This is a genomic window from Streptomyces sp. NL15-2K, assembly GCF_030551255.1.
In the GTDB taxonomy this organism is placed as follows: Bacteria; Actinomycetota; Actinomycetes; order Streptomycetales; family Streptomycetaceae; genus Streptomyces.
On sequence record NZ_CP130630.1, the window covers coordinates 2777294 to 2797273 of the forward strand.

The following is a 19980-nucleotide window of genomic DNA, read 5'->3' on the forward strand; positions in this document are numbered from 1 at the left end:
TCGCTAACTGTTCCGGAGGACGGTCTTAACCGACCGCGCCTTCCATCTGCAGCTCGATCAGCCGGTTGAGCTCGAGGGCGTACTCCATGGGCAGCTCCTTCGCGATGGGCTCGACGAAGCCGCGCACGATCATCGCCATCGCCTCGAACTCGCTCAGACCGCGGCTCATCAGGTAGAAGAGCTGGTCCTCGGAGACCTTGGAGACGGTGGCCTCGTGACCCATGGACACGTCGTCCTCCCGGACGTCCACGTACGGGTACGTGTCCGAGCGGGAGATGGTGTCGACGAGCAGCGCGTCGCACAGCACGTTCGACTTCGAGCCGTGGGCGCCCTCGCCGATCTCCACCAGACCACGGTAGGAGGTACGGCCGCCACCGCGGGCGACGGACTTCGACACGATGTTGGACGACGTGTTCGGCGCCATGTGGACCATCTTGGAGCCGGCGTCCTGGTGCTGGCCCTCGCCCGCGAAGGCGATGGACAGGGTCTCGCCCTTGGCGTGCTCGCCCATCAGGTAGACGGCCGGGTACTTCATCGTCACCTTGGAGCCGATGTTGCCGTCGATCCACTCCATGGTCGCGCCCTCGTAGGCGACGGCGCGCTTGGTGACCAGGTTGTAGACGTTGTTCGACCAGTTCTGGATGGTCGTGTAGCGGCAGCGGGCGTTCTTCTTGACGATGATCTCGACCACGGCGCTGTGCAGTGAGTCCGACTTGTAGATCGGAGCCGTGCAGCCCTCGACGTAGTGCACGTAGGCACCCTCGTCGACGATGATCAGGGTCCGCTCGAACTGGCCCATGTTCTCCGTGTTGATACGGAAGTAGGCCTGGAGCGGGATCTCCACGTGCACGCCCTTCGGCACGTAGATGAAGGAGCCGCCCGACCACACGGCGGTGTTCAGGGAGGCGAACTTGTTGTCACCGGCCGGGATGACGGTCCCGAAGTACTCCTTGAAGAGCTCCGGGTGCTCCTTCAGCGCGGTGTCGGTGTCGAGGAAGATGACGCCCTGCTCCTCCAGGTCCTCGCGGATCTGGTGGTAGACGACCTCCGACTCGTACTGGGCCGCGACACCGGCCACGAGGCGCTGCTTCTCCGCCTCGGGGATGCCGAGCTTGTCGTACGTGTTCTTGATGTCCTCGGGCAGGTCCTCCCAGGACTCCGCCTGCTTCTCCGTGGAGCGCACGAAGTACTTGATGTTGTCGAAGTCGATGCCCGACAGGTCCGAGCCCCAGTTCGGCATGGGCTTCTTCTCGAACAGCCGCAGGCCCTTGAGGCGCAGCTTGGTCATCCACTCCGGCTCGGACTTCTTCGAGGAGATGTCCTTGACGACGTCCTCGTTCAGACCGCGCTTGGCAGAGGCACCGGCTACGTCGGAGTCGGCCCAACCGTATTCGTACTTGCCCAGGCCCTCGAGCTCAGGGTGGGCAGTCTCCGTGGGGAGAGTCATGCGGGGTTCCTCCCGGCCGTGCTTGCAGATGCGTGATGAGTGGTTCTGGAAATCTTTGGGATGAACGTCGTGCAGACGCCGTCGCCGTGCGCGATGGTCGCCAGTCGCTGGACGTGCGTGCCGAGCAGCTGGGAGAAGATCTCTGTCTCCGCCTCGCAGAGCTGCGGGAACTTTTCCGCGACGTGGGCCACCGGGCAGTGGTGCTGGCAGAGCTGTTCGCCGACCGGTGCGCTACGCGCCGTAGCAGCGTACCCGTCCGCACTCAGGGCCTTGGCCAGGGCTTCGGTCCGCTGCTCGGGCGGGGCCGCCTCGATCGCCGCGCGGTACGCGGCGGCCTGCTCGGCGATCCTCGCGCGCGCGAAGGCGATGACGGCCTCGTCCCCGCCGAACCGCTCCTGGATCCAGCGCAGGGCGTCCGCGGCGAGCTGGTCGTACGACTGGTCGAAGGCGTCACGACCGCAGTCGGTGAGCGCGAAGACCTTGGCCGGGCGGCCACGGGTACGTGCTCCGTAGACCCGCTGTTCGCGCGCCTCCACGACGTCGTCGGCGACCAGTGCGTCCAGATGCCGCCGTACGGCCGCCTGGGTGAGCCCCAGTCGCTCGGCCAGCGCGGCGACGGTCGACGGCCCGTGGTCCAGGATGGACCGCGCGACCCGGTTGCGCGTGGAGCGCTCCCCGGTCGCGAGTTCCTCGTGCGGAGCCTCGCCGACGTTTTTCACAACGCCATTGTTGCGTAATTCCTCAGGAGCGGGCAAGCGGCGTCCCGGCGGGTGGACGGTGCCCTGCGTCACTTAGGCTTGCCTAATCTGACCTGCGGAAACGATCTTTGATCGATCAAACGGGTGGCGTCGGCGGACGGCTTCCGGGACACTCCACCACCATGCCCACATCCCCTCCCACCGGCCCTCTTGTCACCCGGGACACCATCGCCAACGAGCTGCGCGAGCTGGGCGTCCGAGCCGGCGAGATCCTCCTCGTCCACTCCTCGCTCAGCTCCCTCGGCTGGGTCTGCGGAGGCGCCGTAGCGGTCGTGCACGGACTGCTCGACGCGCTCGGCCGGACGGGCACTTTGGTGGTCCCCACCCAGACCGGCGACCTGTCGGACCCGGCCGTGTGGGGCAATCCGCCGGTGCCCGAGGAGTGGTGGGAGACGATTCGGGCCACCATGCCGGCGTACGACCCACGGGTCACGCCCTCGCGCGGGGTCGGCGTGATCCCGGAAACCGTGCGTACGTGGCCGGGCGCCCTGCGCAGCGCCCACCCGCAGACGTCCTTCGCCGCCGTCGGCCCGCGCGCGGCGGAGGTGATCGGCGGGCACGCACCCGACTGCCGGCTGGGCGAACGCAGCCCGCTCGCCCGGCTGGAGGCCCTCGGCGCCCGGGTGCTGCTGCTGGGCGCGGGCTACGACACCTGCACCAGCTTTCACCTGGCTGAATACCGCATACCCTCGCCGCTCGTGAAGGTGGGCCGGCCGGGCCCCGCGGGCTGGGAAGTGATGACCGAGGTGTCCATCTCCTCGGAGCGGTTCGACGAACTGGGCCACGACTTCGAGCGGGACCGTCCCGTCGACCGCCCTGTCGTACGGGGCAAGGTGGGCGCGGCCGACGTACGGCTGTTTCCCCTCGCGGACGCCGTGGCGTACGCGGAGCGTTGGCTGGCGGTGCACCGGCCCCGTGAGGAGGAGATCCCGCACCCGCCCGTCTGAGGCGCACTCCGCGTACCTAGACTCTGGACCCATGCGAAGTGAGCCCGTGGTCCAGGTCCAGGCCCTGGTGAAGCGGTATGGCACGAAGACCGCGGTGGACGGCCTCGACCTGGTGGCCAGGGCGGGTGTCACCGCCGTACTCGGTCCCAACGGGGCGGGCAAGACGACCACGGTCGAGACCTGCGAGGGCTACCGGAAGCCGGACTCCGGCACGCTGCGCGTCCTGGGCCTCGACCCGGTGAGACAAGCCCGTGAGCTGCACCCCCGGATCGGCGTGATGCTGCAGTCCGGGGGCGTCTACTCGAGCGCGCGGGCGGACGAGATGCTGCGCCATGTCGCCAAACTGCATGCCGATCCGCTCGACGTCGACGCGCTGATCGAGCGCCTGGGGCTGGGCGGCTGCGGCCGGACCACGTACCGGCGGCTGTCGGGCGGCCAGCAGCAGCGGCTCGCGCTGGCGATGGCCGTGGTGGGGCGCCCGGAGCTGGTGTTCCTGGACGAGCCGACCGCCGGCCTCGACCCGCAGGCCCGCCGCGCCACCTGGGACCTGGTCCGCGACCTGCGCACCGACGGTGTCTCCGTGATCCTCACGACCCACTACATGGACGAGGCCGAGCAGCTCGCCGACGACGTGGCGATCATCGACGCCGGCCGGGTCATAGCCCAGGGCACCCCGGAGGAGCTGTGCCGCGGCGGCGCCGAGAACACGCTCCGCTTCACCGGCCGCCCGGGACTGGACGTCGGCTCCCTGCTGAAGGCGCTTCCCGCGGACTGCACGGCGGCGGAGCTGACACCGGGCGGGTACCGGGTCGTCGGCAAGGTCGACCCACAGCTGCTCGCGACGGTCACGTCCTGGTGCGCGCAGCACGGGGTGATGCCGGAGAAGATCTCGGTCGAACGGCACACTCTCGAAGACGTGTTTCTGGAGCTCACAGGCAAGGAGCTGCGTTCATGACTGGGGTTGACACACGGATCTGCTGGGGGTCCGGCCCGCGGCTCAGCCGCAATCGGATTCAGCATCCCCCGGGAAGACACAGCCTGGAACTGACGGGCAAGGAGCTGCGCTCGTGACCACGGCCACCGGCATGTACACCCCGAAGCCGGGGGCCGCGCCCCTGACCCGCATGATCGCGGCCCAGGCCGCTCTCGAGACGAAGATGCTGCTGCGCAACGGCGAGCAGTTGCTGTTGACGGTGGTCATCCCGACGCTGCTGCTTGTCCTCTTCAGCTCCGTGGACGTCGTCGACACCGGGGCCGGCGAGGCGGTGGACTTCCTCGCGCCCGGCATCCTCGCGCTGGCCGTGATGTCGACCGCGTTCACGGGCCAGGCCATCGCGACGGGCTTCGAGCGCCGGTACGGCGTCCTGAAGCGCCTCGCCTCCTCCCCGCTCCCCCGCTGGGGACTGATGACCGCGAAGACACTGTCCGTGCTGGTCACGGAGGTCCTCCAGGTCGTCCTGCTGACGGTGATCGCCTTCGCGCTGGGCTGGTCGCCGCACGGCAACCCGTTCGCCGTACTCCTCCTGCTGGTCCTGGGGACGGCCGCCTTCTCCGGGCTCGGCCTGCTGATGGCGGGCACGCTTAAGGCGGAGGCGACGCTGGCCGCCGCGAACCTGGTCTTTCTGCTGCTGCTCGTCGGCGGCGGGGTGATCGTGCCGCTGGACAAGTTCCCGGCCGCGGCGCAGGACGTCCTCGGGCTGCTGCCGATCTCCGCGCTGTCGGACGGGCTGCGGGACGTGCTCCAGCACGGCGCCGGCATGCCCTGGGGTGACCTGGGGGTTCTCGCCGTCTGGGCGGTCGTGGGCCTGGCGGCCGCCGGGAAGTTCTTCCGCTGGGAGTAGGGATGGGAGTAGGGAGGGGTGGCCCGGTGACGGACCCTCGTGAAAGCGTGCACAAGCGGCCCCCTACGATGGAACGCGTGCCCAAACTGACCCGCGCCGACGCCGTGGCGGCCCTCCGCAACCCGCTCGCCTTCATCGCCGAACGCTGGACCCCGGCCCCCAGGACGGTCCAGCGGGCGGCCCTCACCGCGCTGGTGATGTCGGTGGTCATCGTGGTCACCGGCGGTGCCGTGCGGCTGACCGGTTCCGGGCTCGGCTGCCCCACCTGGCCCAAGTGCACCGACGACTCGCTGACCGCCACCAGCGCGATGGGCTTCCACGGGGCCATCGAGTTCGGCAACCGCATGCTCACCTACGTACTGTGCGCCGCGGTCGGCTGGGCGATCATCGCCGCGCGCTCCCAGAAGCCGTACCGGCGCAGCCTGACCCTGCTGGGCTGGGCGCAGTTCTGGATCGTGATGAGCAACGCGGTCCTCGGCGGCATCGTCGTCCTGGTCGGCCTCAACCCGTACACGGTCGCGGCGCACTTCGTGGCGACGTCGGCCCTGATCGCGGTCGCCACGGTGATGTGGCAGCGCACCCGGGAGGGTGACACGGCGCCCCGCCCGCTGGTCGGCAAGGCCGTGCAGCAGCTGGTGTGGTTCCTGGTCGCGGCCGCCGTCCTGCTGATTCTGGTCGGCACGGTGGTGACCGGCGCGGGTCCGCACGCGGGCGACTCCAGCGAGGTCGAGCGGATGCCGGTCGACTGGGAGACGGTCAGCAAGGTGCACGCGGTGCTGGCCTGGATCGTGGTATCGCTGACGTTCGCCCTGTGGTTCGTCCTCAAGGCGGTCGACGCGCCCAAGGGGCCGCTGGGACGGACGCGGGAGCTGTTTCTGATCCTGCTCGCGCAGGGCGTCATCGGCTACGTCCAGTACTTCACGGACCTCCCCGAGATCCTGGTCGGCCTGCACATGCTCGGCTCGGCCCTGGTGTGGATCGCGGTCCTGCGGGTGCTGTTGTCGTTGCGGGAGCGGCCGGAGGCGCTGGCCGAGGTGCCGACCCCTTCGAGTGAGGCGACGCTCGCCTCGCGCGTGTGAGTCACGCCGGGGTCATCCGTACCTCGCCACGAGTGCGTCGATCGCAGGCCCCAGGTAGGCCCTCGTCAGCTCGCCCCTGGCCACCGTCCACTCCTCGGAGGACGGCGCCGACCGCCCGTACCGCCGTCGTTCGACGTCCTCGACCACCTCGACGGGCGCCCCGAGGTCCGGCAGCGCCTCCAGTGCCTCCCGCTTGGAGATCAGGCTCGAGTCGCGCAGCGTGGCCGTGGCCCGGGCGAAGGTCATCAGCCCCAGGTCGACCCAGATGTCCTGCCGCCACAGATGGGCCTTGTCCACCGCGGGCCGCCAGAAGTCCCGCTGATCGCGTACGACGAACTCGCCGAGCTCACGGTCCGGCACGGCCGGGAGCAGCTCCGCCGGGGGTCGACCGTGCAGCACGCGTCCGAAGGAGTGCAGTTCACGTCGGGTGACGGGAGTGACCGGTCGGCGCATCACGTGCTCGTGGGCCCACGTGAGGTGCGAAAGACCCGCGTCGCCCAGCCGGTCCGGTGTGAGGTAGCTGCAGTGCAGCTCGGCGGCGAGCGGCTCGGTGCGCAGTCGGCGGTGCAGGGTCACGATCGTCCGGACGGTACTGAGCGACACGGGCCGGTCCAGCACCGCGATCAAGTCCAGATCGCTGCGGCCTTCCTGATAGTCGCCCCCGGCGAGCGAACCATGTGCCCAGAGGGCGACGGGGGCGAGAACCGCGAGCTCGTCGAGGAAACGGTCGAGTAAGGCGTCGGTCGGCATGTGCTCAGTCTGTACAACTCACCCCAGCCCGTACACCCGTCGTGCGTTCCCCGCCGCGATCAGCCCCGCCACCCGCTGCGCGTCCGCCAGCGACCACGCCCCCTCGGTGACCCAGGTGCCCAGCACCCGCCCGAGGGCCTCGCGGAACAGGCGCGCCCCCACGACGTGCAGCTCCGGCAGGCCCTGGGCCCCGCTGGAGAAGAGGATCTTGCCGAAGGGGGCCAGCTCCAGGATCTCCGCCAGTACGGTGGCCGCCCTCGCCCCTGTACGGACGAGCGCGGCGCCCGAGTCGGCGTACACGTGCGGGAAGACTCCGGCGAGGTGGGCGGCGTGCCGGTGGTAGGGGTAGCTGTGCAGCAGGACCAGGTCGGTGCCGAGGCCGGCCGTGGCCCGCACGAAGTCCGTCAGCAGGACCGGGTCGGTCCGGTCGACGCGCAGGCCCGGCTCCCCGAGCCCGGCGTGCAGTTGCAGGGGCCGCCCCGAGGCGACCGCGATCCACAGCAGGTGCCTGAGCAGCACCGGGTCGCTCAACTCACCCCCGACCCGGCGTCCGGCCAGCCAGCGTCCCACCGCGCCCCGTACCTCTCCCGGCCCCGGCGGCTCGGGCGCCAGCGCGAGTCCGTGCCGTACGCCCGCCACGGACGTGAAGGCCACGGCGTTCGCGGCGGCACCGTGCACCGATTCGGCGAGGTTGGCCAGGAAGGACTCGACGGTGCCGGAGGTGTCGGCGACCTGTTCGGCGAGGAGTTCCAGCCGCACGATCTCGCGGGCCTCGGCGACCGCGGCGGAGGCCATCTCGGCGGGGCCGGTCAGGTCACCGGGCAGTCCGGTGTCCACCAGATAGGTGGTGATGCCGCTGCCGCGCAGCAGCCTGCGGCCCGCTTCCAGTACGCCGAGTTCCCGGCGCCGGGCGAGATAGCGGGCGGGCGGGCAGTGCGGTTCCAGGCCGAGCAGCGGGGGGCACCAGCGTCGTACGGCGAACCCGGTCTGGGTGTCGAAGAGCGTCGTGCCCGGGGCGGGCGGGCCCTCGGTGCGGGCCAGCTGGGCCTCGAAGGTGCCGAGGCCCAGCTCCGTTCTCAGTACGCCGTGGCAGTACTGGTCCACGAGGGACGGCGTTTCGATCATCCGGACTCCCCGTCGCTTGGACCGTGTCGTTCTCACAGGTCCTAACGGGTGAACGGGGTGTCAGGTCGCGGCCGTCCCCGGGCGTTGTTCAGCCGTTGGACGGACCGCCGACCTGGATGCCCGCCATCCGCGTCCATTCGTACGGCCCCGTCCTCACCTTCGCCGCGAACTCGCCGTCGAAGTCCTCGTGGACCGTGATGCCGGACTTCTCGACGGCCTTCTCGGCGAGCTCGTACGAGGGGGCCACCAGGTCGCCCCAGGTGCCGTCCTCGCCGACGAGCACGATGCGGGCGCCGCGCTGCCCGAGGTAGGCGATCTGGCCCTCGGCCCCGCCGTGTGCCTTGGAGAAGGTGCTGATCTGCCGGGCGAGGCGGGTCGCCTTGCGCTCCGCCTTCGGGTCCACCTGCTGCGTGTCTGCCATGGTCAGGATGCTACCGACGGGTAGAACGAACGGCGACGGGCGGGGTGCGTGGCCTTGACCACGCACCCCGCCCGCGGGAGAACAGCGACCGGACGGAACTACCGGACGGAGCTAACGGAGGAACGGGTCCACCGCGACCGCCAGGAACAGGATCGACACGTAGGTGATGGACCAGTGGAACAGCCGCATCTCCTTGAGCTTGGCGCCGGTGACCTCGGCCCTGGCCCGGTTCTGCAGTCCGTGCGCCTCCCACAGCCAGAAGCCGCCGGCCACCAGCGCCACCGCCGTGTAGAACCAGCCCGTGTAGCCGAGCGGCGTCAGCAGCAGCGAGACCGCCACCATCACCCAGCTGTAGATCACGATCTGCTTGGCTACGACCTTGTTGGAGGCGATGACCGGCAGCATCGGCACGCCCACGCGCGCGTAGTCCTCCCGCACCTTCATGGACAGCGGCCAGTAGTGCGGCGGCGTCCAGAAGAACATCACGAGGAAGAGGATGACGGGCGCCCACGACATGGAGTTCGTGACGGCGGACCAGCCGATGAGCACCGGCAGGCAGCCGGCGATGCCGCCCCACACAATGTTCTGCGACGTACGGCGCTTGAGGAGCATCGTGTAGACGACGACGTAGAAGAGGAGTGCGCCGAGTGCGAGCCAGGCCGACAGCCAGTTGACGGTCAGGCCGAACAGCAGTGTGGAGACGATCGCCAGGCTGATGCCGAAGACCAGGCACTCGCGCGGGCTGACCATGCCGGTCACCAGCGGGCGCTGCGAGGTGCGGTCCATGAGCGCGTCGATGTCGCGGTCGATGTACATGTTCAGCGCGTTGGCGCCGCCCGCCGAGAGATAACCGCCGACGCAGGTCAGCAGCACCAGCTTCAGGTCCGGCACGCCCTGCTCGGCGAGAAACATCACCGGCACGGTCGTGATCAGCAGCAGCTCGATGATCCGCGGCTTGGTCAGCGCCACGAACGCCTTGACACGGGCCCCGAACGGCCGGTGACGCGGGCTCTGGCTCGCACCGAGCACACCCGCTGGACGGGATTCGACGGCCGTCACGCACACCCCTACAGAGACATCCCAGCAAGCCTCCCCCGTGTGAAGTCCCGGTAAAGGCTCGCGCGTACCACGCCACTGTAGACGTTGCCCATATCCCGATATTCGCGGGGGTGGGGTCGTGTTGGGAGGCACGCTCCGACGTGCCCACTCGTCACGTCGGGGCGGTCGTCCTCCGTGCGTACGGAAGCTCGATTGAGCACTCGTACGAGCGGGCGCGTATTCACTTGCCGAATGCGATCCGGCGCGGCCTGGAGGCGGATACCAGGCAGGCCCGGCAGTCTGGAATGACTCGAAAAAATGCACGTTCTTACAAGGGTAGGCTCGACAACGGCCGGTGAGCGCCCAGTGCACCGGCCGCCGGTGGGCACGCGCCCAAAGCAGCCGGTATTCGACATGTGGAGAGGAGCCCTGACCCAGGGTGAGCACCAAGCCGACCACCACAGACCTCGAGTGGACCGCGTTGGACCAGCGGGCCGTCGACACCGCCCGCGTCCTGGCCGCCGATGCCGTACAGAAGGTCGGCAACGGCCATCCGGGTACGGCGATGAGCCTGGCGCCTGCCGCCTACACCCTCTTCCAGAAGGTGATGCGGCACGATCCAGCGGACGCCGACTGGGTGGGCCGCGACCGTTTCGTACTGTCCGCGGGCCACTCGTCCCTGACGCTGTACACCCAGCTGTACCTGGCCGGCTTCGGCCTGGAGCTGGACGATCTGAAGGCGTTCCGCACGTGGGGTTCGAAGACCCCCGGTCACCCCGAGTACGGCCACACCAGGGGCGTGGAGACGACGACCGGCCCGCTGGGCCAGGGTGTCGCCAACGCGGTGGGCATGGCGATGGCCGCCCGCTACGAGCGCGGCCTGTTCGACCCTCAGGCTCCTGAGGGCACCTCCCCCTTCGACCACTTCGTCTACTGCATCGCCGGTGACGGCTGCCTGCAGGAGGGCATCTCCGCGGAGGCGTCCTCCATGGCCGGGCACCAAAAGCTCGGCAACCTGATCCTGCTGTGGGACGACAACCACATCTCCATCGAGGGCGACACCGAGACGGCCGTCTCCGAGGACACCGCCAAGCGGTACGAGGCGTACGGCTGGCACGTGCAGCGCGTCGCCCCGCAGGCCAACGGCGACCTCGACCCGCAGGCCATCCACGCGGCGATCGAGGCGGCGAAGCAGGTCACGGACAAGCCGTCGTTCATCGCGATGCGCTCGATCATCGCCTGGCCGGCCCCGAACGCGCAGAACACCGAGGCCGCGCACGGCTCGGCGCTCGGCGACGACGAGGTCGCGGCCACCAAGCGCGTCCTGGGCTTCGACCCGGACCAGTCCTTCGAGGTCTCCGACGAGGTCATCACCCACACCCGCAAGGCGCTGGAGCGGGGCCGTCAGGCCAAGGCCGTGTGGGAGAAGTCCTTCCAGGAGTGGCGCAACAACAACCCCGAGCGCGCGGCCGAGTTCGACCGCATCGCCGCCGGTGAGCTGCCCACGGGCTGGCAGGAGAAGATCCCGGTCTTCGAGGCGGGCAAGGCTGTCGCCACACGCGCCGCCTCCGGCAAGGTGCTCCAGGCACTGGGCGCGGTCATCCCGGAGCTGTGGGGCGGCTCGGCCGACCTGGCCGGCTCCAACAACACCACCATCGACAAGACGTCCTCGTTCCTCCCGGCGGACAACCCGCTGCCCGAGGCCGACCCCTACGGCCGGACGATCCACTTCGGCATCCGCGAGCACTCCATGGCCGCGGAGATGAACGGCATCGCCCTGCACGGCAACACCCGCGTCTACGGCGGCACCTTCCTCGTCTTCTCCGACTACATGCGCAACGCCGTACGCCTGTCCGCGCTGATGCACCTGCCGGTGACATACGTGTGGACACACGACTCCATCGGCCTGGGCGAGGACGGCCCCACCCACCAGCCCATCGAACACCTCGCGTCCCTGCGCGCCATCCCGGGCCTGAACGTGGTCCGCCCGGCCGACGCCAACGAGACCGCCATCGCATGGCGCGAGATCCTCAAGCGCTGGACGAAGGTGTTCGGCAAGGGCGCCCCGCACGGCCTCGCGCTCACCCGCCAGGGCGTGCCGACGTACGAGCCCAACGAGGACGCGGCGAAGGGCGGTTACGTCCTGTTCGAGGCTTCTGCCGGGACGCCCGAGGTCGTCCTCATCGCCACCGGCTCCGAGGTGCACGTCGCCGTCGAGGCGCGCGAGCAGCTGGAAGCCGCGGGCGTGCAGACGCGGGTCGTGTCGATGCCGTCCGTCGAGTGGTTCGAGGAGCAGGACCAGGGGTACCGGGACAGCGTCCTGCCGCCTGCGGTGAAGGCTCGTGTCGCGGTGGAGGCCGGTATCGGACTGACCTGGCACAAGTACGTGGGGGACGCCGGTCGCATCGTTTCCCTGGAGCACTTCGGTGCTTCGGCCGACGGCAAGGTCCTCTTCCGCGAGTTCGGCTTCACTGCCGAGAACGTGGCCGCAGCGGCGCGGGAATCCCTCGCCGCCGCCCAGCGCTGACGCCCATATACGACACGTAGGAGATGCAATTTCCATGACAGACGCACTGAAGCGCCTCTCCGAGGAAGGCGTGGCGATCTGGCTGGACGACCTGTCGCGCAAGCGGATCACGTCCGGCAACCTCGCCGAGCTGATCGACCAGCAGCACGTCGTGGGCGTCACCACCAACCCGTCGATCTTCCAGAAGGCGATCTCCGAGGGCGACGGCTACGACCAGCAGCTCTCCGACCTCGCCGCCCGCAAGGTCACGGTCGAAGAGGCCATTCGCATGATCACCACGGCGGACGTCCGCGACGCCGCCGACATCCTGCGCCCGGTCTTCGACGCCACCGGCGGACAGGACGGCCGGGTCTCGATCGAGGTCGACCCGCGCCTTGCGCACAACACCAAGGCGACGGTCGCCGAGGCCAAGCAGCTGGCCTGGCTGGTGGACCGCCCCAACACGCTGATCAAGATCCCGGCCACCAAGGCGGGTCTTCCGGCGATCACCGAGACCATCGGCCTCGGCATCAGCGTCAACGTCACGCTGATCTTCTCGCTGGAGCGCTACCGCGAGGTCATGGACGCGTACCTGTCCGGTCTGGAGAAGGCGAAGGAGAAGGGTCTCGACCTGTCGAAGATCCACTCCGTGGCGTCCTTCTTCGTGTCCCGCGTGGACACCGAGATCGACAAGCGGATCGACGCGCTCGGCACGGACGAGGCCAAGGCCGCCCGCGGCAAGGCGGCCGTCGCCAACGCGCGCCTCGCCTACCAGGCGTACGAGGAGGTCTTCTCGACCGACCGCTGGAGCACGCTGGAGAACGCCGGCGCGAACAAGCAGCGTCCGCTGTGGGCCTCGACCGGCGTGAAGGACAAGGCGTACAAGGACACCCTGTACGTCGACGAGCTGGTGGCGCCGAACACCGTCAACACCATGCCGGAGGCGACCCTGTTCGCCACCGAGGAGCACGGCGAGATCACCGGCAACACCGTCGCCGGGACGTACGAGCAGGCCCGTGCCGACCTCGACGCGGTCGAGAAGCTCGGCATCGCCTACGACGACGTGGTCCAGCTCCTGGAGGACGAGGGCGTCGAGAAGTTCGCGACGTCCTGGAACGACCTGCTCAAGTCGACCGAGGCGGAACTCCAGCGCCTCGCCCCCTCGGAGGGCTGAGACCTTGGCGCCTTCTTCCGGTTCCGGAGCGAACCCGCTTCGTGACCCCGCCGACCGACGGCTCCCGCGTATCGCGGGGCCGTCGGGCCTGGTCATCTTCGGCGTCACGGGCGATTTGTCCCGAAAGAAGCTCATGCCCGCCGTGTACGACCTCGCCAACCGGGGTCTGCTGCCCCCGGGTTTCTCCCTGGTCGGCTTCGCGCGGCGCGAGTGGCGACACGAGGACTTCGCACAGGAGGTCCACGACGCCGTCAAGGAGCACGCCCGTACGCCGTTCCGTGAGGAGGTCTGGCAGCAGCTCATCCAGGGGATGCGCTTCGTCCAGGGCACCTTCGACGACGACGAGGCCTTCGAGCGGCTGCGCGGCACGATCGAGGAACTCGACAAGGCGCAGGGCACGGGCGGCAACTTCGCCTTCTACCTGTCCGTGCCGCCGGGCGCCTTCCCCGTGGTCATCCAGCAGCTGAAGAAGCACGGCCTGGCCGACCAGACGAGCGGCTCCTGGCGGCGGGCGGTCATCGAGAAGCCCTTCGGGCACGACCTGAAGTCGGCCGAGGAGCTCAACTCGACGGTCGAGGAGGTCTTCGCCCCGGACCAGGTCTTCCGCATCGACCACTACCTGGGCAAGGAGACCGTCCAGAACATCCTGGCGCTGCGCTTCGCCAACACGATGTTCGAGCCGATCTGGAACCGGTCCTTCGTGGACCATGTGCAGATCACCATGGCCGAGGACATCGGCATCGGCGGCCGGGCCGGCTACTACGACGGCATCGGCGCCGCCCGTGACGTCATCCAGAACCACCTCCTCCAGCTGATGGCGCTGACGGCCATGGAGGAACCCGCATCCTTCGACGCGGACGCGCTGGCCGCGGAGAAGACCAAGGTGCTCGGCGCGGTGAAGCTGCCCAAGGACCTGGGCCGCAACACCGTCCGCGGGCAGTACGCGGCCGGCTGGCAGGGCGGCGCGAAGGTCATCGGCTACCTCCAGGAAGATGGCATCGACGCCCAGTCGAAGACCGACACCTACGCGGCGATCAAGCTGGAGATCGACAACCGGCGCTGGGCCGGGGTCCCCTTCTACCTGCGGACGGGCAAGCGCCTCGGCCGCCGCGTCACCGAGATCGCGGTCGTCTTCCAGCGAGCGCCGCACTCCCCCTTCGACACGACGGCCACCGAGGAGCTGGGCCAGAACGCGATCGTCATCCGCGTCCAGCCCGACGAGGGCGTCACAGTCCGCTTCGGCTCCAAGGTGCCGGGCACCTCGATGGAGATCCGGGACGTCTCCATGGACTTCGCGTACGGCGAGTCCTTCACGGAGTCCAGCCCGGAGGCGTACGAGCGCCTGATCCTCGACGTGCTGCTCGGCGACTCGAACCTCTTCCCGCGCACCGAGGAGGTCGAGCTGTCCTGGGAGATCCTCGACCCGATCGAGGAGTACTGGGACAAGCACGGCAAGCCCGCCCAGTACCCGGCCGGTACCTGGGGGCCCGTCGAGGCGGACGAAATGCTCGAGCGAGACGGACGGAGCTGGCGCCGGCCATGAAGATAGACCTCACGGACACCACGGCCAGCAAGATCAACAAGGCGCTGGTGCAGGGCCGCCGGGCCATCGGCACCCCGGCCGTCGGCATGGTGCTCACGCTGGTCATCGTCACGGACGAGGAGAACGCGTACGACGCCCTGAAGGCGGCGAACGACGCCTCGCACGAGCACCCCTCGCGCACGCTCGTCGTCATCAAGCGCGTCTCGCGTTCACCCCGCGACCGTACGCAGTCCCGGCTGGACGCCGAGGTGCGGGTGGGCGCGGACGCGGGCACCGGCGAGACGGTCGTCCTGCGGCTGTACGGCGAGGTCGTGAACCACGCCCAGTCGGTGGTCCTGCCGCTGCTGCTGCCGGACGCCCCGGTGGTGGTCTGGTGGCCGGTGAACGCGCCGCTGGCCCCGGCGAACGACCCGCTGGGCGCGCTGGCCCAGCGCCGGGTGACCGACACCTACGCCTCCGAGCAGCCGGTACGGGAGCTCGCCGCCCGCGCCGACACCTACACGCCCGGCGACACCGACCTCTCCTGGACCCGCATCACGCCCTGGCGTTCCATGCTGGCGGCGGCCCTGGACCAGGTCACCTGCGAGGTCGAGGCCGTCGAGGTGGAGGGCGAGGAGTTCAACCCGAGCTGCGAGCTGCTGGCGATGTGGCTCGCGGACCGGCTGGACGTGCCGGTGAAGCGCTCGCTGTCGTCGGGCCCCGGTCTGACGGCGGTCCGTCTGGACACCGACTGCGGGCCGATCACGCTGGACCGCGGGGACGGCACGCTGGCGACGCTGTCCATCCAGGGCCAGCCGAAGCGCGCGGTGGCGCTCAAGCGCCGGGAGACGGCCGAGCTGATCGCGGAGGAGCTGCGGCGGCTGGACCCGGACGACACGTACGCCTCCGCTCTGCGCTTCGGCGTGGACCGGTTGAACCCGTCGAACGGCAAGGCCACCGCCGATGTCCCGGCCGACGTCCCGGCCGACGTCCCGGCCGACGAGCCTGCCGACGAGCCGCCGGCCAAAGGAGACGCGGTCGCGGTCCCGGCTCCCGTCGAGACCGCTGCGAAAGCACCCGCGAAAGAGGCGGCGGCGCAGGCACCGGTGAAGAAGGCGGCGGCGAAGTGAGCACTCCGCAGCTGGTCGTGCACCACGACAAGGAACTGATGGCCCAGGCCGCGGCGGCCCGCCTGATCACGAAGATCGTGGACGCGCAGGCCTCGCGCGGCTCGGCGTCCGTGGTCCTCACGGGCGGCCGCAACGGCAACGGCCTGCTGGCCGCCCTGGCCGCCGCCCCCGCCCGGGACGCCATCGACTGGGGCCGTCTCGACCTGTGGTGGGGCGACGAGCGGTTCCTGCCGGACGGCGACCCGGAACGCAATGTCACGCAGGCCCGCGAGGCCCTGCTGGACTCGGTGCCCCTGGACCCCAAGCGCGTGCACGCCATGCCCGCGTCGGACGGACCGTACGGCGCCGACGCGGACGCGGCGGCCGCGGGGTACGCGGAGGAGCTGGCCCGTGCGGCCGGCCCCGAGAACCATGGCGCGGTGCCCACCTTCGACGTCCTGATGCTGGGCGTCGGCCCGGACACCCATGTGGCGTCCTTGTTCCCGGAACTCCCCGCGGTACGGGAGACCGAGCGCACGGTCGTCGGCGTCCACGGCGCCCCGAAGCCCCCGCCGACCCGAGTGACCCTGACCCTTCCGGCGATCCGCGCCGCCCGCGAGGTGTGGCTCCTGGCGGCCGGCGAGGACAAGGCGAAGGCCGCGGCGATCGCCCTGTCCGGCGCGGGCGAGATCCAGGCCCCGGCGGCGGGAGCGCGGGGCCGGTCCCGGACGCTGTGGCTGCTGGACGCGGCGGCCGCCTCCCAACTGCCGAGGTCGTTGTATCCGCCGGCTTCGGCCTGAGCTCCGCTGTGGGAAAGCCCCAGGTGATCGCCCTGGGGCTTTCCGCTGTCATGGGGCGATGTTGTGGTTGAGGCGGAACAGGTTTCCCGGGTCGTAGCGCCGCTTGATGTCGGTCAGCCGGGCGTAGTTGTCGCGGTAGTTGGCACGGACCCGCTCCTGGTCGTCGCCGTCCATGAAGTTGACGTAACCGCCCTCGGCGGAGTGTGGCTCAAGGGCAGCGTGGAAGCGGCGCACCCAGTCCTTCTGGGCCTCGCAGTCCTCGCGGGTGGTCAGGGTGGGGCTGAGCGCGGTCGAGAAGTCGGCGTCCCGGTAGGAGAAGGCGGTGTCCTCCGGTCCGACGCGGTGGCAGGCGCCGTCGATGGGGAAGACGACGGTCACGCTCTGGATGGACGGGGTGGAGGCGCCGTGTTCGACGTACGCGTCGACGGCACCGTCCGGCAGGCCGTGGCTGAAGGCGCCCTTCCAGTAGTGGAAGAGGCCCGGGGGAACCAGCTCGTCGAAGAGCGTGTTGATCACCGGGTAGGGCATACGCCCCACGTGTTGTCCCAGCACCGGGCCGAGCGCGTCGAGCCGGGCGCGGATCCGGTCGTCCTCGTCCTCCGGCCCCGTCCAGCAGGTGATCACTCCGCAGAGCGGCCGCCCGTGCCAGCGCTCGGGGAGGAAGGGGAGCGGCGGGCCGAGCCCGACGACGAGCAGGGCGCCGAGTCGCTCCTCGGATTCCGCGATGAGGTCCCGGTAGCGGCGGATCACATCCCCGTCGAGCGGGTAGAAGGTCGGGCCTCCGAGAATGTCGGCCACGGGGTGCAGCCGGTAGACGAAGGACGTGACCACTCCGAAGTTCCCGCCGCCTCCGCGTACCGCCCACATCAGGTCGGCGTTGTGCTCCTCGGTGCAGGTCAGAAAGGATCCGTCGGCCGTCACCAGGTCGACCGAGACGAGGTTGTCGCAGGCCAGGCCGCACTGACGGGCCAGGTAGCCCATGCCCCCGCCGGTGGTCAGTCCGCCGACGCCGGTGGTGGAGACGACCCCGCCGGTGGTGGCCAGGCCGAAGGCGTGCGTGGCGTGGTTGACGTCGGCCCAGGTGCAGCCGCCCTCGACCCGTGCCGTGCGCGTCTTCGGGTCGACGCGGATCCCCCGCATCCGGCCGAGGTCGAGCACGATCCCGTCGTCGCAGGTTCCGTAGCCGGGGACGCTGTGGCTGCCGCCGCGTACCGCCAGCGGCAGCCGTGTCTCGCGGGCGAAGTCGACGGTGGCGATGACGTCACCGGCGTCGACGGCCCTGACGACGATGGCCGGCCGCTTGTCGTGCATGGCGTTGTAGACCTTGCGGGCCTCGTCGTAGTCGGGGTCGCCGGGCTGGACGATGCCGCCACGCACTGCTCCTCGCAGCCGCCCCAGCAACTGCCCGTCGAGGGCTGGTGTGTAGGTGGTCATGTCCGCCTCCTGCTGTTCGTCGGGTCGGAGAACGGTCGCACCCTCTGTGTACACGGGGGGCCGGTCGGCGCTCGTCGCCGGAACCGCCCATTTCGCCGCACCGCGCATGGGCAGAACAGCCCATGCCGGCCTGGTCACACGAGACCGTGGGTGTACGCGTACGCCGTCGCCGCCGCCCGTGAGGACACGTCGAGCTTGGCGAAGATGTTGTTCAGGTGGCGGGCGACGGTGTGCTCGCTGATCACCAGCTCGGCGGCGATCGACCGGTTCGTCCGACCCGCGGCGACCAGTCGCAGTACCTGGATCTCCCGCTCGGTGAGCGGGCCGGGCCGGTGCGGGCCCACGCTGTCGAGCAGCGCGGCCGCCCGGCGGGCGTCCGGCTCGGCGCCCAGCCGTTCGAAGGTGTCCTGTGCGGCCCTGAGTTCCATCCGGGCGCCGTCCTCGTCGCCTGCGGTCCGGTCGGCGGCGGCCAGGGTCATCCGGACCTGAGCCGCCTCGTAGGGGACCCCCAGCGCCAGCCACAGCTCCAGCGCGCGGCGCAGCACGGGCAACGCACGGTCCAGGTCATGGGCGGCGAACGCCAGGGCACCGCCCGCCGACGCCGCGACGGCGTGCAACACGGTCGTCTCCGAACCGCGCCGCCGCTGCCAGTCGCGGGCCAGGGCCTGAAGCTCCTCCGCCCCCGCGCGGGCCTGGTCGAGCCGGCCGAGGGCGAGCGAGACCTCCGTCTGGGCCGCGAGCAGCCGACCGCGTCCGAGGCGGCTGCTCCCTCCGTCCGGTTCCGGACGATCCCCCTCGTCGGCTTCGCGCGCGAGGACGAGCCGCAGCCCGGCTGCCGCGGCATCGGCTTTGCCCTGTGCCAGACGCAGCAGGGCCAGCCCGGGTTGCGGGTCACGGCCGAGTCCGTGCGCCCGGTCGTACGACGCCTCGGCCGCGGCCAGGTCGCCGCGCCGTCGATGGATGTCCCCGGCCAGGCAGAACGCCTCGGCGGCGATCCGGCCCTCGTAGGGCAGTAGTTCCTCGCAGGTCCGCGCGGCCTCGGTCAGCGCCTGGGCCCAGGCGCCGCGCAACTCCAGCACCTCCACGCGATGCACCCGGCACAGGCCCCGGAAGTTGTTCTCCGCCGGCATCGACGCACACCACCGCATGGCGGCGTCGGTCCATTCGGCGGCGCGTTCCAGGTCGGCGCAGTCCATGCAGCGCTGGAGGCCGAGGCAGTAGATCCACCCGGTGAAGAAGGAGCTGAGTTCGCCCGCCATCGCCGAGCACATCGCGTCGTCCAGCAGGTCGAGGCCGTCGGCGACCCGCCCCTGGGCCAGCAGGACGCCGGCCCGCACCTGGACACTCATGGCGTACAGGTCCGCGTTGCCGCAGCGGCGCGCGATCCCGGCCATGCGCCGTGCCGAGGCCATGGCCTCGTCGAACGCGCCGCGCTGCTGTGCCTCCTCCGCCTCCATCCACGCGAGGTAGCATTGTTCGGCGCACTCGGTCCCGTCCTGGAGATGCTGCCGCGCCCTGCGCAGCCAGCCGGCCGCCAGGGCCGTACGTCCCGCCAGCCGGTGCTCGTAGAAGAGCATCCAGGCGCAGTACCCGGCCTGCCGGTCGGCACCCGCCGCCGCATAACCGGAGTACGCCCTCATCCGCGCGATGATCGACTCCTCGACACGGCTCGTCCACCAGGCGGCGTCGGCGAGGGCGGCGAAGTCGTCCGGTGCGAGACGGGCGGGATCCATGCCGTTCAGGAGGCGGTATGCGTCGGCCCAGGCCTCTCGGGCGACGGCTTCGCGTGCCCGCCGGACGGCCTCCGGGGCAGCCGTCGCTGCGCCGGCGTCCGCCGCCTGCCGCGTGGGCCGGCCGAGCCGCTGCCCGGTGCCGGTGGTCTGGTCAGCCACGGCCGGCTCCTTCCGCGCTCCAGCGAGCCGGATCACCTCTTACCGGATCACCCCATACCAGGATAGGCAGGACAACGGGACCGACAACGGGACGGGCCTGTCCGCCGGCGCACACCAGGACGTGCGGAAGCCGAAAG

Annotated in this window: 17 protein-coding genes; 9 read left to right on the plus strand and 8 right to left on the minus strand. The window is 70.3% G+C overall.

The window, feature by feature from the left end:
• Positions 1-25 precede the first annotated feature (25 nt).
• Positions 26-1447 (minus strand): Fe-S cluster assembly protein SufB, encoded by a 1422-nt coding sequence (sufB, locus tag Q4V64_RS12050; RefSeq protein ID WP_124443147.1) that lies wholly within the window; start codon positions 1445-1447, stop codon positions 26-28.
• Positions 1444-2166, minus strand: a complete 723-nt coding sequence (locus Q4V64_RS12055) for a metalloregulator ArsR/SmtB family transcription factor (protein ID WP_124443146.1) — start codon at positions 2164-2166, stop codon at positions 1444-1446. Before Q4V64_RS12055 ends, sufB begins: the two co-directional genes overlap by 4 nt.
• Positions 2167-2327: 161 nt before the next feature.
• Between Q4V64_RS12055 and Q4V64_RS12060 the strand changes: the two genes are divergently transcribed.
• The 4 genes from Q4V64_RS12060 (at position 2328) to Q4V64_RS12075 (ending at position 6072) form a co-directional block, all read left to right on the plus strand.
• Complete coding sequence (locus Q4V64_RS12060) at positions 2328-3152, plus strand: AAC(3) family N-acetyltransferase (protein WP_124443145.1); 825 nt, start codon at positions 2328-2330, stop codon at positions 3150-3152.
• 31 nt (positions 3153-3183) lie between these two features.
• Positions 3184-4107, plus strand: coding sequence for an ABC transporter ATP-binding protein (locus tag Q4V64_RS12065; RefSeq protein WP_124443144.1), 924 nt, complete (start codon positions 3184-3186; stop codon positions 4105-4107).
• A 130-nt stretch (positions 4108-4237) separates the two neighbouring features.
• Positions 4238-4993, plus strand: coding sequence for an ABC transporter permease (locus Q4V64_RS12070; protein ID WP_172629444.1), 756 nt, complete (start codon positions 4238-4240; stop codon positions 4991-4993).
• Between the two features lie 68 nt (positions 4994-5061).
• Entirely contained in the window at positions 5062-6072 is a 1011-nt protein-coding gene (locus tag Q4V64_RS12075; protein ID WP_172629443.1) for a COX15/CtaA family protein, read from the plus strand.
• A 12-nt stretch (positions 6073-6084) separates the two neighbouring features.
• Here Q4V64_RS12075 and Q4V64_RS12080 read toward each other — a convergent pair whose 3' ends face one another.
• The 4 genes from Q4V64_RS12080 to Q4V64_RS12095 form a co-directional block, all read right to left on the minus strand.
• Complete coding sequence (locus Q4V64_RS12080; RefSeq protein ID WP_124443141.1) at positions 6085-6822, minus strand: nucleotidyltransferase domain-containing protein; 738 nt, start codon at positions 6820-6822, stop codon at positions 6085-6087.
• A gap of 18 nt (positions 6823-6840) precedes the next feature.
• Positions 6841-7947: an amidohydrolase family protein gene (locus Q4V64_RS12085; protein WP_124443140.1), complete on the minus strand. Its 1107-nt coding sequence runs from the start codon at positions 7945-7947 to the stop codon at positions 6841-6843.
• An 88-nt stretch (positions 7948-8035) separates the two neighbouring features.
• The gene (locus tag Q4V64_RS12090) at positions 8036-8368 is read right to left on the minus strand and encodes a hypothetical protein (RefSeq protein WP_172629437.1); all 333 of its coding nucleotides are present in this window, start codon (positions 8366-8368) and stop codon (positions 8036-8038) included.
• A 111-nt stretch (positions 8369-8479) separates the two neighbouring features.
• A complete protein-coding gene (locus Q4V64_RS12095; RefSeq protein ID WP_124443138.1) occupies positions 8480-9433 on the minus strand; it encodes a heme o synthase in 954 nt (317 codons plus the stop codon).
• A 412-nt stretch (positions 9434-9845) separates the two neighbouring features.
• Between Q4V64_RS12095 and tkt the strand changes: the two genes are divergently transcribed.
• From tkt to pgl, 5 genes are read left to right on the plus strand one after another with little or no spacing between them, the layout of a single operon-like run.
• Positions 9846-11933, plus strand: coding sequence for a transketolase (tkt, locus tag Q4V64_RS12100; RefSeq protein ID WP_124443137.1), 2088 nt, complete (start codon positions 9846-9848; stop codon positions 11931-11933).
• Positions 11934-11967: 34 nt separating this feature from the next.
• Positions 11968-13086, plus strand: coding sequence for a transaldolase (tal, locus tag Q4V64_RS12105; protein WP_124443136.1), 1119 nt, complete (start codon positions 11968-11970; stop codon positions 13084-13086).
• 4 nt (positions 13087-13090) lie between these two features.
• Positions 13091-14629, plus strand: coding sequence for a glucose-6-phosphate dehydrogenase (gene zwf, locus Q4V64_RS12110; RefSeq protein WP_124443135.1), 1539 nt, complete (start codon positions 13091-13093; stop codon positions 14627-14629).
• On the plus strand, positions 14626-15738 hold the full coding sequence (gene opcA, locus Q4V64_RS12115; RefSeq protein WP_124443134.1) for a glucose-6-phosphate dehydrogenase assembly protein OpcA: 1113 nt from the start codon (positions 14626-14628) through the stop codon (positions 15736-15738). The genes zwf and opcA overlap by 4 nt, the downstream gene beginning before the upstream one ends.
• Positions 15735-16517, plus strand: coding sequence for a 6-phosphogluconolactonase (gene pgl, locus Q4V64_RS12120; protein WP_124443133.1), 783 nt, complete (start codon positions 15735-15737; stop codon positions 16515-16517). The genes opcA and pgl overlap by 4 nt, the downstream gene beginning before the upstream one ends.
• 48 nt (positions 16518-16565) lie before the next feature.
• Here pgl and Q4V64_RS12125 read toward each other — a convergent pair whose 3' ends face one another.
• Positions 16566-17951 (minus strand): FAD-binding oxidoreductase, encoded by a 1386-nt coding sequence (locus Q4V64_RS12125; protein ID WP_124443132.1) that lies wholly within the window; start codon positions 17949-17951, stop codon positions 16566-16568.
• A gap of 134 nt (positions 17952-18085) precedes the next feature.
• On the minus strand, positions 18086-19843 hold the full coding sequence (locus Q4V64_RS12130; protein WP_253267247.1) for a LuxR family transcriptional regulator: 1758 nt from the start codon (positions 19841-19843) through the stop codon (positions 18086-18088).
• Between the last annotated feature and the right edge of the window lie 137 nt (positions 19844-19980).

What these genes read in the sequence shown, in the direction of transcription:
- sufB (WP_124443147.1), bottom strand. Translation starts at nt 1,447, where the DNA reads ATGACTCTCCCCACGGAGACTGCCCACCCTGAGCTCGAGGGCCTGGGC.
- Q4V64_RS12060 (WP_124443145.1), top strand. Translation starts at nt 2,328, where the DNA reads ATGCCCACATCCCCTCCCACCGGCCCTCTTGTCACCCGGGACACCATC.
- Q4V64_RS12065 (WP_124443144.1), top strand. Translation starts at nt 3,184, where the DNA reads ATGCGAAGTGAGCCCGTGGTCCAGGTCCAGGCCCTGGTGAAGCGGTAT.
- Q4V64_RS12070 (WP_172629444.1), top strand. Translation starts at nt 4,238, where the DNA reads ATGTACACCCCGAAGCCGGGGGCCGCGCCCCTGACCCGCATGATCGCG.
- Q4V64_RS12075 (WP_172629443.1), top strand. Translation starts at nt 5,062, where the DNA reads ATGGAACGCGTGCCCAAACTGACCCGCGCCGACGCCGTGGCGGCCCTC.
- Q4V64_RS12080 (WP_124443141.1), bottom strand. Translation starts at nt 6,822, where the DNA reads ATGCCGACCGACGCCTTACTCGACCGTTTCCTCGACGAGCTCGCGGTT.
- Q4V64_RS12085 (WP_124443140.1), bottom strand. Translation starts at nt 7,947, where the DNA reads ATGATCGAAACGCCGTCCCTCGTGGACCAGTACTGCCACGGCGTACTG.
- Q4V64_RS12090 (WP_172629437.1), bottom strand. Translation starts at nt 8,368, where the DNA reads ATGGCAGACACGCAGCAGGTGGACCCGAAGGCGGAGCGCAAGGCGACC.
- tal (WP_124443136.1), top strand. Translation starts at nt 11,968, where the DNA reads ATGACAGACGCACTGAAGCGCCTCTCCGAGGAAGGCGTGGCGATCTGG.
- opcA (WP_124443134.1), top strand. Translation starts at nt 14,626, where the DNA reads ATGAAGATAGACCTCACGGACACCACGGCCAGCAAGATCAACAAGGCG.
- Q4V64_RS12125 (WP_124443132.1), bottom strand. Translation starts at nt 17,951, where the DNA reads ATGACCACCTACACACCAGCCCTCGACGGGCAGTTGCTGGGGCGGCTG.